14 protein-coding genes and 2 riboswitches are annotated in these 19,137 nt (G+C 70.6%); of the genes, 7 read left to right on the top strand and 7 right to left on the bottom strand.

Annotated features, from left to right (window positions below; translation table 11 throughout):
• Nucleotides 1-105 precede the first annotated feature (105 nt).
• From ACR9Y5_RS12430 to ACR9Y5_RS12410, 5 genes are read right to left on the bottom strand one after another with little or no spacing between them, the layout of a single operon-like run.
• On the bottom strand, nucleotides 106-1,248 hold the full coding sequence (locus ACR9Y5_RS12430) for a cysteine desulfurase family protein (protein WP_481298235.1): 1,143 nt from the start codon (nucleotides 1,246-1,248) through the stop codon (nucleotides 106-108).
• Nucleotides 1,245-2,099: a carboxylating nicotinate-nucleotide diphosphorylase gene (nadC, locus tag ACR9Y5_RS12425; RefSeq protein WP_481298234.1), complete on the bottom strand. Its 855-nt coding sequence runs from the start codon at nucleotides 2,097-2,099 to the stop codon at nucleotides 1,245-1,247. The genes ACR9Y5_RS12430 and nadC overlap by 4 nt, the downstream gene beginning before the upstream one ends.
• Complete coding sequence (gene nadB, locus ACR9Y5_RS12420; protein ID WP_481298233.1) at nucleotides 2,093-3,724, bottom strand: L-aspartate oxidase; 1,632 nt, start codon at nucleotides 3,722-3,724, stop codon at nucleotides 2,093-2,095. Before nadB ends, nadC begins: the two co-directional genes overlap by 7 nt.
• Nucleotide 3,725: 1 nt before the next feature.
• Entirely contained in the window at nucleotides 3,726-5,021 is a 1,296-nt protein-coding gene (gene nadA / locus ACR9Y5_RS12415) for a quinolinate synthase NadA (RefSeq protein WP_481298232.1), read from the bottom strand.
• Nucleotides 5,018-5,740, bottom strand: a complete 723-nt coding sequence (locus tag ACR9Y5_RS12410; protein ID WP_481298231.1) for an NUDIX hydrolase — start codon at nucleotides 5,738-5,740, stop codon at nucleotides 5,018-5,020. Before ACR9Y5_RS12410 ends, nadA begins: the two co-directional genes overlap by 4 nt.
• 248 nt (nucleotides 5,741-5,988) lie before the next feature.
• Nucleotides 5,989-6,083: riboswitch (glycine riboswitch) on the top strand.
• A 1-nt stretch (nucleotide 6,084) separates the two neighbouring features.
• A riboswitch (glycine riboswitch) is annotated at nucleotides 6,085-6,188 on the top strand.
• A 63-nt stretch (nucleotides 6,189-6,251) separates the two neighbouring features.
• On the opposite strand from ACR9Y5_RS12410, the gene gcvT reads away from it, so the two are divergent.
• Genes gcvT through gcvP form a run of 3 tightly spaced genes read left to right on the top strand, consistent with a single transcriptional unit; the run spans nucleotide 6,252 to nucleotide 10,769 of the window.
• A complete protein-coding gene (gcvT, locus tag ACR9Y5_RS12405) occupies nucleotides 6,252-7,445 on the top strand; it encodes a glycine cleavage system aminomethyltransferase GcvT (RefSeq protein ID WP_481298230.1) in 1,194 nt (397 codons plus the stop codon).
• Nucleotides 7,446-7,447: 2 nt separating this feature from the next.
• Nucleotides 7,448-7,822 carry a glycine cleavage system protein GcvH gene (gene gcvH, locus ACR9Y5_RS12400; protein ID WP_481298229.1) on the top strand — a complete coding sequence of 125 codons (375 nt, stop codon included), beginning with the start codon at nucleotides 7,448-7,450 and terminating at the stop codon, nucleotides 7,820-7,822.
• A 31-nt stretch (nucleotides 7,823-7,853) separates the two neighbouring features.
• Nucleotides 7,854-10,769, top strand: a complete 2,916-nt coding sequence (gene gcvP, locus ACR9Y5_RS12395) for an aminomethyl-transferring glycine dehydrogenase (protein ID WP_481299571.1) — start codon at nucleotides 7,854-7,856, stop codon at nucleotides 10,767-10,769.
• Nucleotides 10,770-10,885: 116 nt separating this feature from the next.
• Here the strand turns inward: gcvP and ACR9Y5_RS12390 are convergent, their stop codons facing one another.
• Nucleotides 10,886-11,695 (bottom strand): CPBP family intramembrane glutamic endopeptidase, encoded by an 810-nt coding sequence (locus ACR9Y5_RS12390; RefSeq protein ID WP_481298228.1) that lies wholly within the window; start codon nucleotides 11,693-11,695, stop codon nucleotides 10,886-10,888.
• A gap of 246 nt (nucleotides 11,696-11,941) precedes the next feature.
• Between ACR9Y5_RS12390 and ACR9Y5_RS12385 the strand changes: the two genes are divergently transcribed.
• From ACR9Y5_RS12385 to ACR9Y5_RS12375, 3 genes are all read left to right on the top strand, one after another.
• Nucleotides 11,942-13,732, top strand: coding sequence for an ABC transporter family substrate-binding protein (locus ACR9Y5_RS12385; protein WP_481298227.1), 1,791 nt, complete (start codon nucleotides 11,942-11,944; stop codon nucleotides 13,730-13,732).
• A gap of 189 nt (nucleotides 13,733-13,921) precedes the next feature.
• On the top strand, nucleotides 13,922-15,454 hold the full coding sequence (locus ACR9Y5_RS12380) for an ABC transporter permease (protein ID WP_481298226.1): 1,533 nt from the start codon (nucleotides 13,922-13,924) through the stop codon (nucleotides 15,452-15,454).
• On the top strand, nucleotides 15,454-16,464 hold the full coding sequence (locus tag ACR9Y5_RS12375; protein WP_481298225.1) for an ABC transporter permease: 1,011 nt from the start codon (nucleotides 15,454-15,456) through the stop codon (nucleotides 16,462-16,464). The genes ACR9Y5_RS12380 and ACR9Y5_RS12375 overlap by 1 nt, the downstream gene beginning before the upstream one ends.
• Before the next feature lie 29 nt (nucleotides 16,465-16,493).
• Here the strand turns inward: ACR9Y5_RS12375 and ACR9Y5_RS12370 are convergent, their stop codons facing one another.
• Nucleotides 16,494-17,120, bottom strand: a complete 627-nt coding sequence (locus ACR9Y5_RS12370; protein ID WP_481298224.1) for a PH domain-containing protein — start codon at nucleotides 17,118-17,120, stop codon at nucleotides 16,494-16,496.
• A 50-nt stretch (nucleotides 17,121-17,170) separates the two neighbouring features.
• Between ACR9Y5_RS12370 and ACR9Y5_RS12365 the strand changes: the two genes are divergently transcribed.
• Nucleotides 17,171-19,033: an ABC transporter ATP-binding protein gene (locus tag ACR9Y5_RS12365; protein ID WP_481298223.1), complete on the top strand. Its 1,863-nt coding sequence runs from the start codon at nucleotides 17,171-17,173 to the stop codon at nucleotides 19,031-19,033.
• The last annotated feature ends 104 nt before the right edge of the window (nucleotides 19,034-19,137 follow it).

The following is a 19,137-nucleotide window of genomic DNA, read 5'->3' as shown; positions in this document are numbered from 1 at the left end:
CTCAGTCACCGGTCCACAGTATCGGCGGCCGCCGACATCGTGGGTGTCGTCCGTGTGAACTGTGGAGAAGTTCGCTGACCGCAGAACAGTGGAATAAAACCGCCCTCAGCGACCCAGTGCGGCCACTGCGCGGACCGCCTCCCCGACCGCCGGTCCCACGGCGGCGAGCCGCTCAGCCGTGACGTCCGGACCCCAGGAGAAGCGGACCGCCGTGCGCGCCACATCCTCCGGGTAGCCGAGCGCGAGCAGCACGTGCGAGGCGTCCTCGCTGCCCGCCGCGCACGCCGACCCGCTGGAGGACACGACGCCGCGGCGCTCCAGCTCCAGCAGCACGGCTTCGCCGTTCACACCCGGGAACACGAAGGACGCCGTACCGGGAAGCCGCTCGGCCGGATGCCCGGTCAGCTCCGCTCCCGGCGACTCCGCCAGCACCGCCGCCACGAACGCGTCGCGCGCCGTCGCGGCCGCCGCCGCGCGCTCGGTCAGGCCGTCCGCGGCGAGACGCGCGGCCGTCGCCAGACCCACCGCGCCGGCCACGTTCTCCGTGCCCGACCGCCGTCCGCGCTCCTGACCGCCGCCGTGCAGCACCGGCTCCAGAGGGATGCGCCCCCGCACGAACAGCGCGCCGATCCCCTTCGGAGCTCCCAGCTTGTGGCCGGAGACGCTCAGCGCATCCACCCCGAGGGCCGCGACGTCGAGGGGCAGCCAGCCGGCCGCCTGCACCGCGTCGGTGTGGAACGGGATGCCGTGCCCGTGCGCCAGCCGCGCCAGCGCTGCCACCGGTTGCACCGTCCCCACCTCGTTGTTGGCCAGCATGACCGAGGCCAGCGTCGTGTCGGGCCTCAGGGCAGCCGCGAAGTCGCCGGGGGTGACGAGCCCGTCCCGGCCGACCGGCACGAACGTGACGGTGAAGCCGTGCAGCCGCACCAGATGGTCGACCGACTCCAGCACCGCCTCGTGCTCGATCGGAGTCGTGACGATGTGCCGTCCCCGCGGGTTCGCGAGCGCGATGCCCTTGACGGCCAGGTTGTCCGCCTCCGTCCCGCCCGAGGTGAAGACGATCTCGGACGCGCGGCAGCCGAGCCAGGCCGCCACGGTCGCGCGGGCGTCCGTCAGGGCGCGTGCGGCGGATTGGCCGACGCCGTGGTGGCTGGACGGGTTGCCGAAGTCGCCGGTCAGGTACGGCCACATCGCCTCCAGCACCTCCCGGCGCACCGGGGCGGTGGCGGCCGTGTCCAGGTAGATCACCCGACCACCACGTCGAGCCCCAGGTCGAGCGAGCGGACGCTGTGCGTGAGCGCACCCGACGAGATCACATCGACCCCGGTCTCGGCGATGTCGCGGACGGTGGCGAGGCTCACGTTGCCGCTGGCCTCGACGATCGCCCGGCCCCCGACCAGCGCGACGCCCTCGCGCAGCTCGTCGAGGGAGAAGTTGTCCAGCATGATCGTGTCGACGCCGGCGGCGAGCACCGGCTCGATCTGGTCGATCCGGTCGACCTCCACCTCCAGGTGGGTGGTGTGCGGCAGCTGCTCGCGCACCCGGCGCAACGCGTCGGTCAGCGACAGGCCGGTCTGGGCGGTCAGCACGGCGAGGTGGTTGTCCTTCGCCATCACCGCGTCGGAGAGCGAGTAGCGGTGATTCCTGCCGCCGCCCGCGCGCACGGCATGGCGCTCGAACGCGCGCAGTCCCGGTGTCGTCTTGCGCGTGTCCACGATGCGGGCGGAGGTGTGGGCCACCTCCGCGACGAAGGCGGCGGTGAGCGTCGCGATCCCGCTCATCCGCTGCACGAAGTTGAGGGCGACGCGCTCGCCCTGCAGCACCGACCGGGCCGGCCCGCTGACGGACGCGAGGGTGTCCCCGGCCGCGAAGGCGGTGCCGTCGGCGACGCGCAGGTCGACGTCGAGAGCCGGGTCGGTGAGGGTCATCGCCGCGGCGAACACCTCGCCGCCGGCGAACGTGCCCGGCTCGCGGGCGACCAGGTGCGCGGTCGCGGTCGCGGACTCCGGGATGAGCGTCTGACTGGTGATGTCGCCCCACGGCGCATCCTCGGTGAGCGCCGCCCGGACGACGGTGTGGATGATCTGGCGGGTCAGCATGCTGCGGGCACCTCGAGTCGGGTCGGCTGCGAACGGTCGGCGCCGATGCTGGGGAGCACAGTGCTGGGGAGCACAGCGCTGGGGAGCACAGCGCCGGGGAGCACAGCGCTGCGGAGGACGGTGTGGACGGCCGCGCCGTCGCCTGCCAGCGGGAAGTCGGAGCGGAAGTGCGCGCCGCGCGACTCCTCGCGGCGGAGCGCGGCGGCGACCACGAGACGGCCGAGGGTGAGGAGGTTGGCGTCCTCGCCCGGCTGGGGCGGCTCGGTCGCGGCGAGCTCGGCCGCGGCCGCCTCCAGCCGCGCCCCGTCGCGGTGCAGCCCGGCGGACTGCCAGAGCAGGGCGGCGAGCCGCGCGCGGTCGAAGCGGCGGGAGGCGGCGGCGGTCGTGCCGGAGCCGCCGAGCGTCGCGATCGCGCCCGCGCGCATCCACTCGGGCGCCTCCTGCCAGGGTGCGTCGACGGCCGCTGCGGCCCGGTGGGCGAACACCAGGCCCTCCAGCAGCGAGTTCGACGCCAGGCGGTTCGCGCCGTGGGTGCCCGTGCAGGCGACCTCGCCCACAGCGAACAGTCCCGGCACCGTGGTCCGGCCCTCGATGTCGGTGGCGACGCCGCCCATCGCGTAGTGGGCCGCGGGGGTCACCGGGATCGGCCGGCGGCCCCAGTCGTAGCCGGCCGCCCGGGTCGCGGCGTCGATGGTGGGGAAGCGGCGCGCCAGGAACCCGCCGCCGAGCGCCGTCGCATCCAGCAGCACCGGACGCCCGCCCTGCGCCGCCATCTCCACTGCGATCCCGCGGGCCACCACGTCGCGCGGGGCGAGCTCGGCATCCGGATGCACGTCGGTCATGAAGCGCTCGCCGCGGGCGTTGCGCAGCACGGCGCCCTCGCCGCGAACCGCCTCCGACACGAGGAATGCCCCGGCGCCGGCGGGCGCGGTCGCCGTGTACAGGGCTGTCGGATGGAACTGCGTGAACTCGAGGTCGGCCAGCGCCGCGCCGGCCCGCCAGGCCGCGGCGACCCCGTCGCCGGTCGCCACCGCCGGGTTGGTGGTGTGCGCGTACAGCCGCCCCCAGCCTCCCGTAGCCAGCACGACTGCATCCGCATCGAGGTCGGCGGTCCGGCCGTCGACGCGGAGCGCGATCCCCGCCGCCCGCCCGTCGCGCACCAGCACGTCGGCGAGGAACGCCCGCTCGACGACCGGGATCCCTGCGGCGCGCACGGCGGCCACGAGCGCCCGCTCCAGCTCCGCCCCGGTCGCGTCCCCGCCCGCGTGCAGCACGCGGGCCGACGAGTGGGCGGCCTCGAGCCCGCGGGCGAAGCCGTCGCCGTCGCGGTCGAAGGCGGCGCCCAGCGCGATCAGCTCGCGCACCCGCTCCGGGCCGTCCGCGCACAGCGCCTCGACCGCCTCCCGGACGTTCAGCCCCGCCCCTGCGCGCAGCGTGTCTGCGACGTGCGACGCAACGCTGTCGTCGGGGAAGAGGGCCGCCGCGATGCCCCCCTGCGCGTAGTGGGTGCTCCCGTCGCTCACCGCGGCCTTGGTCACGATCGTGACCCTGTGCCCGAGCGCGTGCGACCGCAGCGCGGCGGTGAGACCGGCGATCCCGCTCCCGACGACCACCACGCGGCTCATGTCACGCCGCCATCGTGGTGTCGGGCCGCGCGGCGAGCATCCGCTCCAGGGCCACCCGGGCCGGCGCGGCGACCGATTCGGGCACCGCCACCTGGTTCACGACCTCGCCGCGCACCAGCGCCTCCAGCACCCAGGCCAGGTAGCCGGGGTGGATGCGGTACATCGTCGAGCACGGGCAGACGACCGCGTCGAGACAGAAGATGGTGTGCTGCGGGAACTGCGCCGCCAGCCGCTGAACCAGGTTGATCTCGGTGCCGATCGCGAAGGTCGACCCGGCGGGCGCCGCCTGGATCGCCTTCACGATGTAGTCGGTCGAGCCGTACTCGTCGGCCGCATCCACCACATCCATCGGGCATTCGGGGTGCACGATCACGCGGACGCCGGGGAACTCGGCCCGCGCGTGCTCGATCTGGCCGACGGTGAAGCGCTTGTGCACCGAGCAGAAGCCGTGCCAGAGGATGACGCGGGCGTCGTGCAGGGTCGCCGCGTCGGTGCCGCCCCAGGCCTTGCGCGGGTTCCACAGCGGCATGCGCTCGAGCGGCACACCCATCGCCTTCGCGGTGTTGCGGCCGAGGTGCTGGTCGGGGAAGAAGAGGACGCGCTGCCCGCGCTCGAACGCCCACTCCAGCACCGTGGCGGCGTTCGACGACGTGCAGACGATCCCGCCGTGCTCGCCGCAGAACGCCTTGAGCGCCGCCGACGAGTTCATGTACGTGACCGGGATGACCGGCACGCGGCCGTCGGCGTCCGGCTCCGTCCCGTAGAGCTCCTCCAGCTGCTCCCAGCACTCCTGCACCGAGTCGAGGTCCGCCATGTCGGCCATCGAGCAGCCGGCCGCGAGGTTGGGGAGGATGACCCGCTGGTCCGGGCGGGAGACGATGTCCGCGGTCTCGGCCATGAAGTGGACGCCGCAGAACACGATCGCCTCGGCCTCCGGTCGCGCCTTCGCCGCATTGGCCAGCTGGAACGAGTCGCCCACGAAGTCGGCGTACTGCACGACCTCGTCCCGCTGGTAGAAGTGGCCCATCACGGCCACCCGGTCGCCGAGGGCCTGCTTGGCGGCGCGGATGCGGTCCGCGAGCTCCTGGGCGGAGGCCGTGCGGTACTCCTCGGGCAGCTCGCCCTGCCGCGGCGCGTTCGCCGGGATCGGGTCGCCGAGCGACGCGCCGGGGCCGTAGGAGGGGGCCAGCCGGTCGAACTCCCACGGGGCGTCGGCGAGCTCCGGCGTGCAGGTCTCGCCGTCGAGCCTGCCCGACGCGATCAGCTGGATGGTGGTGTCGACCGAGGCGATGGTCATGCGCTTCTTCCTTCGAACGGATGCTGCTGGCGGGGGAGCGGCCCCGCGTCGGCGAGGTCGATGGTGTCGTTGTAGCGGTACAGCCGCGGCGGCCGGTGCGGCGTGCCGGTCAGGTACTCGTCGGTGGCGACGACGGTGCCGGACGCCTCGATGGTGCGGCGGAAGTTGGCGGGATCGAGGGGCCGGCCGAGCACGGCTTCGTGCACGCCGCGCAGCTGGGCCAGAGTGAAGCGCTCGCCGAGGAAGGCGAGGGCGATCCGCGAGTACTCCATCTTGGTGCGGAGCCGCCAGAGCGCGTACTCGACGATGACGTTGTGGTCGAAGGCGAGCTGCGGCAGCTCGTCGGCCGGGAACCAGCGCACGTTCTGCCCGACGCTCGCGCGCTCGGCCTCATCGCTGCGCACCAGCGCCCAGTACACGACGGAGACGACGCGGTCGGCGCCGGTGGAGCGGTCGGCGTCGCCGAACGCGTACAGCTGCTCCAGGTAGCTCGGCGTGAGCCCGGTCGTGTCGTCGAGGGTGCGTGCGGCGGCGTAGGCGAGGTCCTCGCCGACCCGGAGCGGTCCGCCGGGCAGCGCCCAGCGCCCGTCGAACGGCTCGCGGATGCGGCGTACGAGCGGCAGCCACACCTGCGGCACGCCGCCGGTCTCCTCGTCCGAGCGCAGCGCGAAGATGACCGTGGACACGGCGAGCTTCGCGCTCTCGTGCTGTTCGGCCATGGTCGCCCTCTGTTTCTAAGAGTCATTATTACCTTAACTTCGCACCCATCTTAGTGTCACCACAACCCGAACACCAAGCGCTGTCCTCCGCCGCCTCGCGATGTGTGCCAAATCGCGGTTATGCGCCCGCCATAGCCACGATTTGGCACACATCGTGCGAGAGACCGGGCAGCGGGCGGCCGCGAGAAGAGCGCGGGGGCGCGGAACCGGATATGCTGGCCGGACATCCAACTGAATACCGGGCCAACGAGGTCGATGCGGGAGAGCCGAGCGCGCGAGCGGGCGGCACCGAAGGAGCAATCCTCCCCGACAATCTCTCAGGTACGCGTACCGCATCGGACTGGCCACTCTGAAAAGCAGGACGGCGCCCGCCGCCCTCGCCCACGGTGAAAGCCGCGCTCCCCACGGGACGCGGTGAAACTCTCAGGCCGGATGACAGAGGGGGAGTTCTTCCCGGGAGCCGTCACGCCCCCGCAGCCCCCGGCCGCTCGGCCGGCGAATCGGAGAACTCATGACCTCGCAGCAGAGCCAGCCGTCCGACCGGCAGACCGGCGAACGCACCTCCCCGCTCCACGACGCGCACAGCGCGGCGGGCGCCTCCTTCACCGACTTCGCCGGCTGGCAGATGCCCGTGCGCTACTCGTCGGACCTGGCCGAGCACCACGCCGTGCGCACGGCCGCCGGGCTCTTCGACCTGTCCCACATGGGCGAGATCGTGCTCATCGGCCCGGAGGCAGGAGAGGCGCTCGACTACGCGCTGGCTGGCCGGCTGTCGGCGCTCGCCGTCGACCAGGCCAAGTACAGCCTCCTGCTGTCCCGCTCGGGCGGCATCATCGACGACCTGGTCGTGTACCGCACCGGCGACGACCGCTACATGGTGGTGGCGAACGCGTCCAACCGGGATGCCGTTGCCCAGGAGCTGCGCGACCGCACCGCGCCGTTCGACGTCGAGGTCTTCGACGAGTCGGACGACATCGCCCTGATCGCGGTTCAAGGCCCCGCCGCCCTCTCGGTGCTGCTCGCGACCGCCGGTCTCTCCGCCGACGCCGGAGCGCTGGGCGGCGCCGACTTCGGCGAACGTCTCTCGGCCCTCAAGTACTACTGGTCGCTCCCGGCCGAGTTCGAGACGCATCCGGTGCTGATCGCGCGCACCGGGTACACCGGCGAGGACGGCTTCGAGCTGTACCTCGCTCCCGACAACGCCCGGGCCCTGTGGGATGCGCTGCTCGAGGCGGGCGCCGCCCAAGGCCTCGTCCCGGCCGGTCTCGCCAGCCGCGACACGCTGCGCCTCGAGGCGGGGATGCCGCTGTACGGCCACGAGCTCGGCCTCGACACCATGCCGGCGCAGGCGGGCCTGGGCCGTGTCGTGAACCTCGCGAAGGAGACAGACTTCGTCGGCCGTGCCGCCAGCGAGGAAGGCCCCGACCCCGAGGCCCGGGTGCTCGTCGGGCTGGTGGGCGAGGGCAAGCGCGCCGCGCGCGCCGGCTACCCCGTGTACGCGAAGGACGTGGTCGACGGCGAGGACGCCGAGGTGGGCGTCGTCACCTCGGGCGCGCTCTCGCCGACGCTGGGCGTCCCCATCGCGATGGCCTACGTGGCCCCGCAGCTCGCCCGCGAGAACACCGTGCTCCATGTGGATGTGCGCGGCACGCGCCTCCCGTTCACCGTCACCGCCCTCCCCTTCTACCGCAGAAAGAAGCGCTAGCCATGGCCGCAGAACGAGACCTGAAGTACACGCCCGAGCACGAGTGGCTCCTGGTCGAGGGCGACGTCGCGACCGTCGGCATCACCTCCTACGCCGCCGAGAAGCTGGGCGACGTGGTGTTCGTCGAGCTGCCCGAGGAGGGCAGCGACGTGACCGCCGGCCGTGTGGTCGGCGAGATCGAGTCGACGAAGTCGGTCGGCGAGTTGTTCGCGCCGGTCGACGGCGTCGTCGCGGAGGCGAACGCCGCCGTCGTCGACGCGCCGGAGCTGGTGAACTCGGACCCGTTCGGCGAGGGCTGGCTCGTCAAGGTCCGCTTCAACGCACTGCCCGACAACCTCCTGAGCTACGACGAGTACGCCGCCCTCACCGGCGAGTAAGGTTCCGACCCCTCACATGACCGACCTCGCAATGTCCGACGCGTTCGGCGCGCGCCACATCGGCACCGATGGCGACGCGCAGAGCACCATGCTGTCCGCGATCGCCGCGGCGGCCTCCCGCGATTGGAGCTCCGTCGAGGAGCTCGTCACCGCCGCCGTCCCCGAGTCGATCCGGGTCGACGGCGGCCGCATCCCGTCGCTCCCCGCGCCGCTGGGGGAGCGGGCCGCGCTCCGCGAGCTGCGCGCCATCGCCGCGCGAAACACCGTCAACCGCAGCCTCATCGGACTCGGCTACTACGGCACGATCACCCCGGCGGTGATCAAGCGCAACGTGCTCGAGAACCCGGGCTGGTACACGGCGTACACGCCCTACCAGCCGGAGATCTCGCAGGGACGGCTGGAGGCGCTGATCAACTTCCAGACGATGGTCTCCGACCTGACCGGCCTGGACACCGCCAACGCGTCGATGCTCGACGAGGGCACCGCGGTGGTCGAGGGGATGCTGCTGGCCCGCCGCGCATCCAAGGCGAAGTCCGCCCGCTTCGTCGTCGACGCGGACACCTTCCCGCAGACACTGGCGCTGCTGCGCAACCGCGCAAACGCGGTCGGGATCGAGCTGGTCGTCCTGGACCTGGCGTCGCTGCCGTCCGACGCTCCCGAGCTGTCGGACGCGTTCGGGCTGTTCGTGCAGTACCCGGGCGCTTCCGGGCGGGTCTGGGACCCGTCCGCCGCCATCCGCACCGCCAAGGAGGCGGGCGCCGTCGTGGTGGCCGCGGCCGACCTGCTGGCGCTGACTCAGCTGCGCAGCCCCGGAGAGCTCGGGGCCGACGTGGCGGTCGGCACGAGCCAGCGATTCGGCGTCCCCATGGGCTTCGGCGGCCCGCACGCGGGCTACATGGCGGTCAGGAAGGGTCTCGAGCGGCAGCTGCCGGGCCGTCTGGTCGGTGTGTCGCAGGATGCGGTGGGGAAGCCCGCGTACCGGCTCACGCTCCAGACGCGCGAGCAGCACATCCGCCGCGAGAAGGCCACGTCCAACATCTGCACCGCCCAGGTGCTGCTCGCCGTGATGGCCGCGATGTACGCGGTCTACCACGGCCCGGCCGGCCTGCGCGCGATCGGGAGCCAGGTGCACCTGTCGACCGTCGCCCTGGCGGAAGTCCTGCGCGAGTCCGGGGTCGAGGTCCTGTCGCGCTCGTACTTCGACACGCTCCAGGTCGAGGTGGACGACGCCGCCACGGTCGTGCGCCGCGCCCACGAGCGCGGACTGCTGCTGCACGCGACCGACGCGGGCCTCGTCTCGCTGAGCGTCGACGAGGAGTCGGCCGCCGACCTGCGCGACGGCGTCTTCCCCCTCCGCGACCTGATCGAGGCGCTCGGCGGCACGGTGGAGGGCGACGCCGTCCTGCCGCCCGTCACCGAGGCGTCTTTCGACCCGGCACTCGTCCGCGAGTCGGCCTACCTCAGCCACCCGGTGTTCAACACGCACCACAGCGAGACCGCCATGATGCGGTACCTCCGGCTGCTGCAGGACCGCGACTACGCGCTCGACCGCGGCATGATCCCGCTCGGCTCGTGCACCATGAAACTGAACGCGGCGACCGAGATGGAGGCCGTCACGTGGCCCGAGTTCGCGGCACTGCATCCCTTCGCCCCGGCCGCGGACGTCGCCGGCTCGCTCGAGCTGATCGACCAGCTCGAGGGCTGGCTGGCCGACGTCACGGGCTACGACACGGTCTCGCTGCAGCCGAACGCCGGCAGCCAGGGGGAGCTCGCCGGACTGCTCGCGATCCGCGGCTACCACCGCTCGCGCGGGGACCTGCAGCGGACGGTGTGCCTCATCCCGCAGTCCGCCCACGGCACCAACGCGGCCTCCGCCGTGCTCGCCGGCATGAGCGTCGTGGTCGTGGCCACCGACGAGCTCGGCAACGTGGACCTCGACGACCTGCGCGCCAAGATCGCCGACCACGCGGACACGCTGGCCGCGCTCATGATCACCTATCCGTCGACGCACGGCGTGTACGAGCACGAGGTGGTCGCCATCACGCAGGCGGTGCACGACGCGGGCGGTCAGGTGTACGTCGACGGCGCCAACCTCAACGCGCTGCTCGGCTACGCGCGCTTCGGGGACTTCGGCGGCGACGTCAGCCACCTGAACCTGCACAAGACCTTCTGCATCCCGCACGGCGGCGGAGGACCGGGCGTCGGCCCGGTCGCGGCCAAGGCGCACCTCGCGCCGTTCCTGCCCGGGCACCCGCTCGCGCAGGATGCGACGCACCCGCTCGCCGGGGGCGGCCGGGTGGAGCACGGCGGCGCGCCGGTCTCGGCGGCGCCGTACGGCAGCCCGAGCATCCTGCCGATCAGCTGGGCGTACGTCCGGATGATGGGCGCGGAGGGGCTCAAGGATGCGACCGGTGCGGCCGTCCTCGCGGCCAACTACGTCGCGGCACGCCTGCGCGAGCACTTCCCGGTGCTCTACGCGGGCGAGGACGGCCTGGTCGCGCACGAGTGCATCCTCGACGTGCGTCCGCTCACCGAGCGCACCGGCGTGACCGTCGACGACGTGGCCAAGCGCCTCATCGACTACGGCTTCCACGCGCCGACCATGTCGTTCCCGGTCGCGGGCACCCTCATGGTGGAGCCGACGGAGAGCGAGGACCTCGCCGAGCTCGACCGCTTCGTCGCGGCGATGATCGCGATCCGCGCCGAGGCCGACGCCGTGGCGGCGGGGGACTGGCCGTCCGACGACAACCCGCTCCGCAACGCGCCGCACACGGCGGAGGCGGCCGTCGCGTCCGACTGGTCCCACCCGTACTCGCGCGAGCAGGCCGTGTACCCCGTTCCGGCCCTCGTCCGCGCCAAATACTGGCCCCCCGTGCGCCGCATCGACCAGGCCTACGGCGACCGCAACCTCTTCTGCGCCTGCCCCCCGCCCGAAGCCTTCGCCTAGCCGCAACCCCTCCGTCGAGTACACGAAAAGTGCACGGAATCGCCCCGATTTCGTGCACTTTTCGTGTACTCGACGGAGGGGCCGACCCAGAGGGGAGAGCCCGGGAGGGGAGCGGGTCAGGCGAAGATGGCGGGCCAGAGGGCGACGGCGAGGGGGTAGCCGACGAACGAGACGATGTCGATGATCGTGTGCGCGACGACCAGCGGCATCACGCGGCCCCAGCGGGTGTAGCACCAGCCGAAGACGACGCCCATGATCGCGTTGCCGACGAACGGGCCGAACCCCTGGTACAGGTGGTAGCTGCCACGCAGTACGGCGGCCCCGAGGATGATCGGCCATGTACCCCACGAGCCCTGTCCCCACCCGAGCTGCCGCAGCCGGGTGAACAGGTAGCCGACGACGATCACCTCCTCCTGCAGCGCGGCCCGCAGGGCGGCCAGGATGAGCACCGGCACCGTCCACCAGTGGGCGTTCAGCGTGGACGCCTCGACCGTCACGGTGAGCCCGAGCACGCGGCCCAGGGCGTAGAAGAGGATGCCGGGGATCCCGATCACGAGGAACAGCAGCGCCCCGCCGCCCAGGTCGCGCGCCGGCCGCGTCAGGTCGAGGCCGATCCGGCGGAAGCCGCTGCGCTGCGGCTGCCAGAGCAGGTAGATCACCAGCGCGACGGCGAACAGCGGGAAGAGGTTGTCGAGCACCTGGTACAGGAAGTCGAAGACCTCGCGGCTGGACTGGCTGGGGTTGACCTCGGCCTTCTGCTGCGAGAGCGGCGTGCTCTGCGTCGCACGGTCGACGATGGTGATGATGGAGTAGACGGCGGACTGCCCGAGCGAGAGCCCGAGGACGATCGCGACCTCCCACCAGAGACGCGGCCGGGCCTCCCTCGGCACGGCGGCCTCGGCCGACCAGGTGCGCGTGTCGCTCATGGGGACATCCTGCCAGCCCCACGGCCCGGCCCCCGACCGTCAAATGGATGGATCGTTGCATTGCACGGCGGAATCCATCGTTTTTGTGCGCTTCGCGCAGGAATCCGCCGACTGAGTTACCACTATGTAACGTTTTCCTCGGCTGTTTTGCAATCGCTGGCGACGATACCTAGGGTCATTCTTATCCCGCGCGGGACAGGCACTCTCGCACGCCTGCACCGTCGCACACTTCGCACAGGAGGAACATTGCACATCAACGGAAGAAGGGTGAGGTACGCGGTCAGCGCGGTCGCCGTCGCAGGCGTCGCAGCACTCGCACTGTCGGCCTGCACCACGTCCGGCAGCACCAGCACCTCGACCGCTGCCAAGGGCGGCACCGTGACGGTTGCGGTCGTCAACGACTTCACCTCGTTCAACTCGCAGACGCCGCAGGGCAACCTGGACACCAACGGCCAGGTCGGCTACCTGGACGGATCGTACGGAACCGGTTTCCAGTACATCGACAACAACTACAAGATCGTGCACGACGACAAGTTCGGCACGTTCGAGAAGACCTCGGACGACCCGCTGACCGTCAAGTACACGCTCAACAAGGACGACAAGTGGTCCGACGGCCAGCCCGTCACCGCTGACGACATGATCCTCGCGTGGGCGATCGCCTCCGGTCACTACGACTCGGCGAAGTTCGACGACGACGGCAACGTCACGAGCGGCACGCAGTACTTCCAGATCGCGGGATCGACCGCCGGCGTCGACGCCACCGACTTCCCGACGGTGAGCAACGACAACCGCACGATCACCCTGAAGTACAGCACCCCGTACGTGGACTGGGAGCTCGTCAACCCGATCGCGCAGCCCGCGCACATCGTCGCCAAGAAGGCCGGCCTCTCCTCGGCCGCCGACCTGACGAAGCTGCTCAAGGGCCTGCCGAAGGGCGACCCGGCGAACCCCGCGCCCGCCGACCCGACGCTGAAGAAGGCCGCAGACTTCGTCAACACCGGCTACGACGTCACCGCGTTCCCGACCGACAAGGACCTGCTGGTCTCCTCCGGCCCGTTCGTCGTCTCGTCGTGGACCCCGGGCCAGTCGCTCACGATGACCCCGAACAAGTACTACGCCGGTGGTCTCAAGCCGAACGTGGACAAGATCGTGTTCCGCATCATCCCGGACGCGAACGCCCAGGTCACCGCTCTCCAGAACGGTGAGGTCGACATCATCAACCCGCAGGCGTCCGCCGACACGATCACCGCGCTCAAGCAGACCAGCGCAAAGATCCTGACCGGTGCGCAGGCGTCGTACGACCACCTCGACCTGAACTTCGGCTCCTCCGTGTTCAAGGACGAGAAGGTCCGTGAGGCGTTCCTCAAGACGATCCCGCGTCAGCAGATCCTCGACTCGATCGTCACCCCGGTCGACTCGAAGGCCAAGGTCCTGGACTCGCAGATCTTCCTGCCGAACCAGGAGCAGTACGAGGGCAGTGTCAAGCAGAACGGCTCGGACAAGTACGACAAGGTCGACATCGACGGCGCCAAGGCGCTCCTCGCCGGTGCCACCCCGACCGTGCGCATCCTGTACAACACGAACAACCCGAACCGTGTCGACGAGTTCCAGTCGATCCAGGCCTCGGCCGCCAAGGCCGGCTTCAAGGTCGTCGACGCCGGCTCGCCCGACTGGAGCAAGCTCCTCCCGGGTGGCGACTACGACGCTTCGCTCTTCGGCTGGATCAGCCCGGGTGCAGGCACCTCGCAGCTGCCGCAGCAGTTCTCCTCGCAGGGTGGCGGAAACTACAACCGCTACACCGGCACCAACGACCTGGCTCTCAAGTCGCAGACCACCCTGGACAAGGATGAGCTGACGAAGATCGAGTACCAGATCGACAAGCAGACCTTCGCTGACGCGTACGGCCTGCCGCTCTTCCAGCTGCCTGGTGTCTTCGCGACCACCTCGCGCGTGCAGGGCGTCAAGTACAACGGCGGGCAGTCCGGCCCGTTCTGGAACTTCTGGGAGTGGACCGTCAAGTCGTCCTCCGCGAAGTAACAGCTCCGTAAGCGAGAGTGCCCGGGTGAACCCCGGGCACTCTCCTGCGGCGGGGCGTCGGTTCAGGCCGGCGCCCCGTATCATGTAGTCGGTGGACGCGATCCGTCCGCCCCGTGAGATACGCGCCTGGCGGCACCCCCTCCGCCGCACCCCCGATCGGCGCGTCCTGTCAGTGAAGGTTTTGAACCTATGGCGAGTTTCATCCTGAGGCGCCTCCTGGTCTCAGTGCTCATCATCATCGCCGCTTCGTTCCTGATGTACATGCTGGTGGCCTACAGCGCCGACCCGCTCCAGGACCTGCGAAGCAGCAATTCCCCCAACAAGACGCAGCTGATCAACGCGCGCATCCAGCTCCTTCAGCTGGATGTGGTGCCCCCGCTGCGCTGGCTGCTCTGGCTCGGCGGCGCCGCCAAGTGCCTCATCCCGTTCGCCAACGCGTGCGACCTCGGCTCCACCATCTCCAACGCGAAGGTGACCGACATCCTCCCGCAGGCGTTGGGATCGACGGTGCAGCTGGTCACGGTCGCCCTGATCCTCGCGATCCTCCTCGGTGTCACCATCGGCATCGTCACCGCCCTCCGGCAGTACAGCGGACTCGACAACGTCGTCACGTTCCTCAGCTTCTTCCTGTACTCGCTGCCGGCGTTCCTCGTCGCGGTCCTCCTCAAGGAGTTCGTGGCCATCGGCTTCAACAACTTCCTCGCGCATCCGGTCATCCCGTGGTGGGTCGCGGTCATCATCGGCATCGTCGCCGGTCTGATCTGGCAGTCGTTGATCGGCGGCGACCGGCGGCGGCGGCTCATCACCTTCGTCGTCGCCACCATCGCGACGGCCGGCGTGCTCCTGCTGATGTCGGTGATGAACTGGTTCCTCTTCCCGGGCCTCGGGCCGGTAGTGATGATCATCCTCATCGCCGCGACCGTGATCGGCACCACCGCGCTGATCTCGGGTCTGCAGAACCGGCGCGCACTGATCGCAGCGGGGATCACCGGCGCGGTCAGCCTGGTCTGCTACTTCGCGCTGCAGCCGCTGTTCGACGTCTCCACCGTCGGCACCATCGTGATCCTCGCGATCGTGTCGATCGTCGTGAGCCTGGCGATCGGCTGGTTCGTCGGCGGGTACGACCGCGGCCAGAACATGCGCATCGCCGTGATCGTGGCGATCGTGTCCGGCTTCTTCATCATCGTCGACCGCTTCATGCAGGCGTGGCCGCAGTACTTCCAGGACACGAACGGCCGCCCGATCGCGACCGTCGGCTCGTCGACGCCGGGCCTCGACGGCGATATGTGGGTGACGGGGCTCGACACCTTCACGCACCTGCTGCTGCCGACGATCGCGCTGCTCCTGATCTCGTTCGCCTCCTACACGCGCTACTCGCGGGCCGGGATGCTCGAGGTGCTCAACCAGGACTTCATCCGCACCGCACGCGCCAAGGGCCTCCCCGAGCGCACTGTCGTCGTGCGCCACGCCTTCCGCAACATGCTCATCCCGATCACGACGCTCGTCGCCTTCGACGTGGGCGCGCTGCTCGGTGGTGCGATCATCACCGAGAAGGTGTTCGCCATCCCCGGCATGGGGTCCCTGTTCAACCTGGGCCTCAGCCGCGGTGACCTCAACCCGGTCATGGCGTACTTCCTCGTGATCGCGGCGATGGCCATCCTCTTCAACTTCCTGGCAGACCTCGCGTATGCCGCCCTCGACCCGAGAGTGAGGGTCCGCTGATGTCCACCGACACCCGTATCGCCGACGAGCTGCAGGCGCCCTCGGCTCCGCCCGTCAGCCAGGGCAAGCTGATCTGGAAGCGGTTCCTCTCGAACAAGATCGCCGTCGCCAGTGCGGTCCTGTTCTTCCTGATCCTCATCTTCTCGATCTCCGCGATCGGCCTCGGCCCGATCCACGGCTGGTGGAAGTACAGCTACACCGAGCTGAACGACCAGGTGCACCAGGGCGCCCCCACGTGGGAGCACCCGTTCGGCCAGGACCGCATCGGCAAGGACTACTTCGCCCTCACGATGCGCGGAATCCAGAACTCGATCCTGGTCATGATCGTGCTCGGCCTGATCGCGAGCGTGGTCGGCGTCGTCGTCGGCGCCGTCGCGGGCTACTTCCGCGGCGTGGTCGACGCCATCCTGATGCGCATCACCGACGTGTTCATCGTCATCCCGGCGCTGGTGATCGGCTCGGTCGTCGGCCACATCTTCGGCGGCCTCGGCGCATTCTTCCTGGCGCTCATGCTCGGATTCTTCTCGTGGATGGGCATCGCCCGACTCGTGCGCGGCGAGTTCCTGTCGCTCCGCGAGCGCGAGTTCGTGGAGGCGGCCCGCGTGGCCGGCGCCTCGGACAGCCGGATCATCTTCAAGCACATCCTGCCCAACGCCATCGGCGTGGTCATCGTGGCGTCGACGCTGATCATGGCCTCGGCCATCCTGCTCGAGACCGCGCTGTCGTACCTCGGCTACGGCATCCAGCCGCCGGACGTGTCGCTGGGCCTCCTGATCAGCTCGAACCAGTCGGCGTTCCAGACCCGGCCGTGGCTGTTCTGGTGGCCGGGCGCGTTCATCGTGACGCTCGCCCTGTTGGTCAACTTCGTCGGCGACGGTCTGCGCGACGCGTTCGACCCGCGCCACCGCCGGTTCAACCTCCGCAAGATGCGCGAGCAGGAGCCGGAGGAGGGCGAAGGCGACGACCGCACGCCGCGCACGGGAGCAGCCCTCGCGGAGGACGTGCTGTGACGCCCCACACCGTCGCGCTGCTCCCGGCCTCAGGCCAGGAGCAGGGCGGCGACGCTGCCGGCGGTGAGCAGCACCAGAGTGATCAGCGACGCCACGTGCCAGCGGACGCCGACCGGCGTTTCGTCGGCCCGTCCGGCTTCGATCGCGCCCGCGTCCTGCAGGTCCGCCCAGCGGCGGCGCACCACCTCGGCGGCGGCGCCCGACTCGGTGGCCAGCAGGTCGCCAGGGCGGCGCAGGCTGTCGTCGACGCTCGGCCGGCCGACGCGGCCCTTCGTCTCGGTGCGCGTCGCACGGAGCGTGCGGGTCGTGCCGGGAGCGGGCGCGGACCACACCGGGAATTTGCGGCCCGGCGTGTAGAGCGTGAGCGCGTACTTGGTGTCGACGGCGATCAGCGCCTCCCACGGGATGCTCACCGTCTGCGTCACGTTGACGAGCGTCAGCCCTTCATCGGCCACGACGAGCAGCGGGCGCCACAGCATGGCCCACGCGACGAACGCGAACAGCGCGACCGGCACGATGTAGAGCAGCCGGGCGTCGTGGACGCTCACCAGCAGGCCGACGGTCAGCGCGGCAGCGGCGGCCCAGATCAGAACGGCAAGGACCCGGTTGAACCGGGACACGAAAACCTCGCGTCCGGCGGGGGAGACGTAGGGCATGGGTCCATGCTCTCATCCCTCCGGATCGCCCCCGAAAGGAACCACGAATCATGACCGAGACCACAACGGGTCGGGCGACGGCCGCGACCGGCGGCCCCGTCCTCGAGGTGACCGGCCTGTCCGTCGACTTCGGTGTGGACAACACGTGGGTCCCCGCCGCGAAGAACCTGAACTACCAGATCAAGGCGGGCGAAGTGCTCGCGATCGTGGGCGAGTCCGGGTCCGGCAAGAGCGCGAGCTCGATGGCGATCCTCGACCTCCTGCCGAAGAACTCGCGCGTGCGGGGATCCATCAAGCTCGACGGGCGCGAGCTCACCGGGCTCAGCCAGCCGCAGATCCGCCGGGTGCGCGGACGCCAGGTCGCCGTGATCTTCCAGGAGCCGATGACGGCGCTCAACCCCGTCTACACCGTCGGCTTCCAGATCGTCGAGACGCTCCGCATCCACTTCGGGATGTCGCCGCACGAGGCCAAGGAGCGCGCGCTCGAGCTGCTCGCCATGGTCGAGCTGCCCGACCCGAAGAAGGCGTTCAACTCGTACCCGCACCAGCTCTCCGGCGGCCAGCGCCAGCGCGCGATGATCGCCCAGTCGATCTCGTGCGACCCGAAGCTGCTGATCGCCGATGAGCCGACCACCGCGCTCGACGTGACGGTGCAGGCCGAGATCCTGGAGCTGCTGCGCAGCCTCCGGGACCGCCTCGACAGCGCGATCCTGCTGATCACGCACGACATGGGCGTGGTCGCCGACCTGGCCGACAACATCGTCGTCATGCGCAAGGGCGACATCGTGGAGGCCGGGACGGTCGCCGAGGTGTTCGCCGAGCCGAAGCACCCGTACACGATCGCCCTGCTCGACGCCGTGCCGCACCTCGGCCAGCGCGAGGACGAGGAGATCGACACGACGGCCGCCCTCGCCGCCGGCACCGAGAACCCGGACGCGTCGTTCACCGAGCGCATCCGCGCGAACGAGCGCGCGGCGCAGGCCGAGCACGAGAAGGCCGAGATGGACAAGCGGGAAGTCGTCGTCGACTTCCAGGATGTCGCCATCGAGTACCCGAAGCACGGCCGCGTCCCGGCGTTCCGCGCCGCCAGCGACATCGACCTCAAGATCCACGAGGGCGAGGTCGTCGGGCTGGTGGGCGAGTCGGGCTCCGGCAAGACGACGCTCGGCCGCGCCGCGATCGGACTGCTGCCCATCCACTCGGGCCGGCTCGTGGTCGCCGGCCAGGACATCAGCAACGCCGGCCGGGACGAGATCCGCAAGCTGCACCGCAACGTGGGCATCGTGTTCCAGGACCCGTCGTCGTCGCTGAACCCTCGCCTCCAGATCTCCGACTCGATCGCCGAGCCGCTGCGCCTGGCCAAAGGCCTGAAGGGGGCAGAGCTCTCCAAGGAGGTCGACCGCCTGCTCGACAGCGTCGAGCTGCCGCGCGCCTACCGCAGCCGGTTCCCGCACGAGCTGTCCGGTGGCCAGAAGCAGCGCGTCGGGATCGCCCGCGCACTGTCGCTGAAGCCGCAGGTGCTGATCGCGGACGAGCCGACCAGCGCGCTGGACGTGTCGGTGCAGGCGCGTGTGCTGCAGCTGATGCAGACGCTGCAGAAGGAGATGAACTTCGCCTGCCTGTTCATCACCCACGACCTCGCGGTCATCGACGTGCTCGCGGACCGCATCGCCGTGATGCACCACGGCCGCCTGGTCGAGGTCGGCACGCGGGACGAGATCCTGCGCTACCCCAAGGAGGCGTATACGCAGCGCCTGCTCGCGGCCGTGCCGCTTCCGGACCCGGAGCAGCAGCGCGCCCGCCGCGCCCTGCGCCTGGAGCTGCTGGCTGCGGGCGCCGACGAGACCGGCTCGGTTCCTGCCGTCCCGCAGGAGCCGCAGCAGCCGGAGCCGCCCGTCGCGCAGGGCCTCTGAGCGCAGGACGTCCGGCCGCGGGGCGGTGACCTCCGGCCACGCCCGGCGGGATCGCTGACAGCGGACTCAGGAGAAGGGGAGCGGATCCACGATAGAATGGACCG

The organism is Leifsonia sp. KNZ13-11D, from assembly GCF_056754895.1.
The sequence above is the reverse complement of the archived record's forward strand: the minus strand, read 5'-3'. Positions and strand labels throughout refer to the sequence as shown.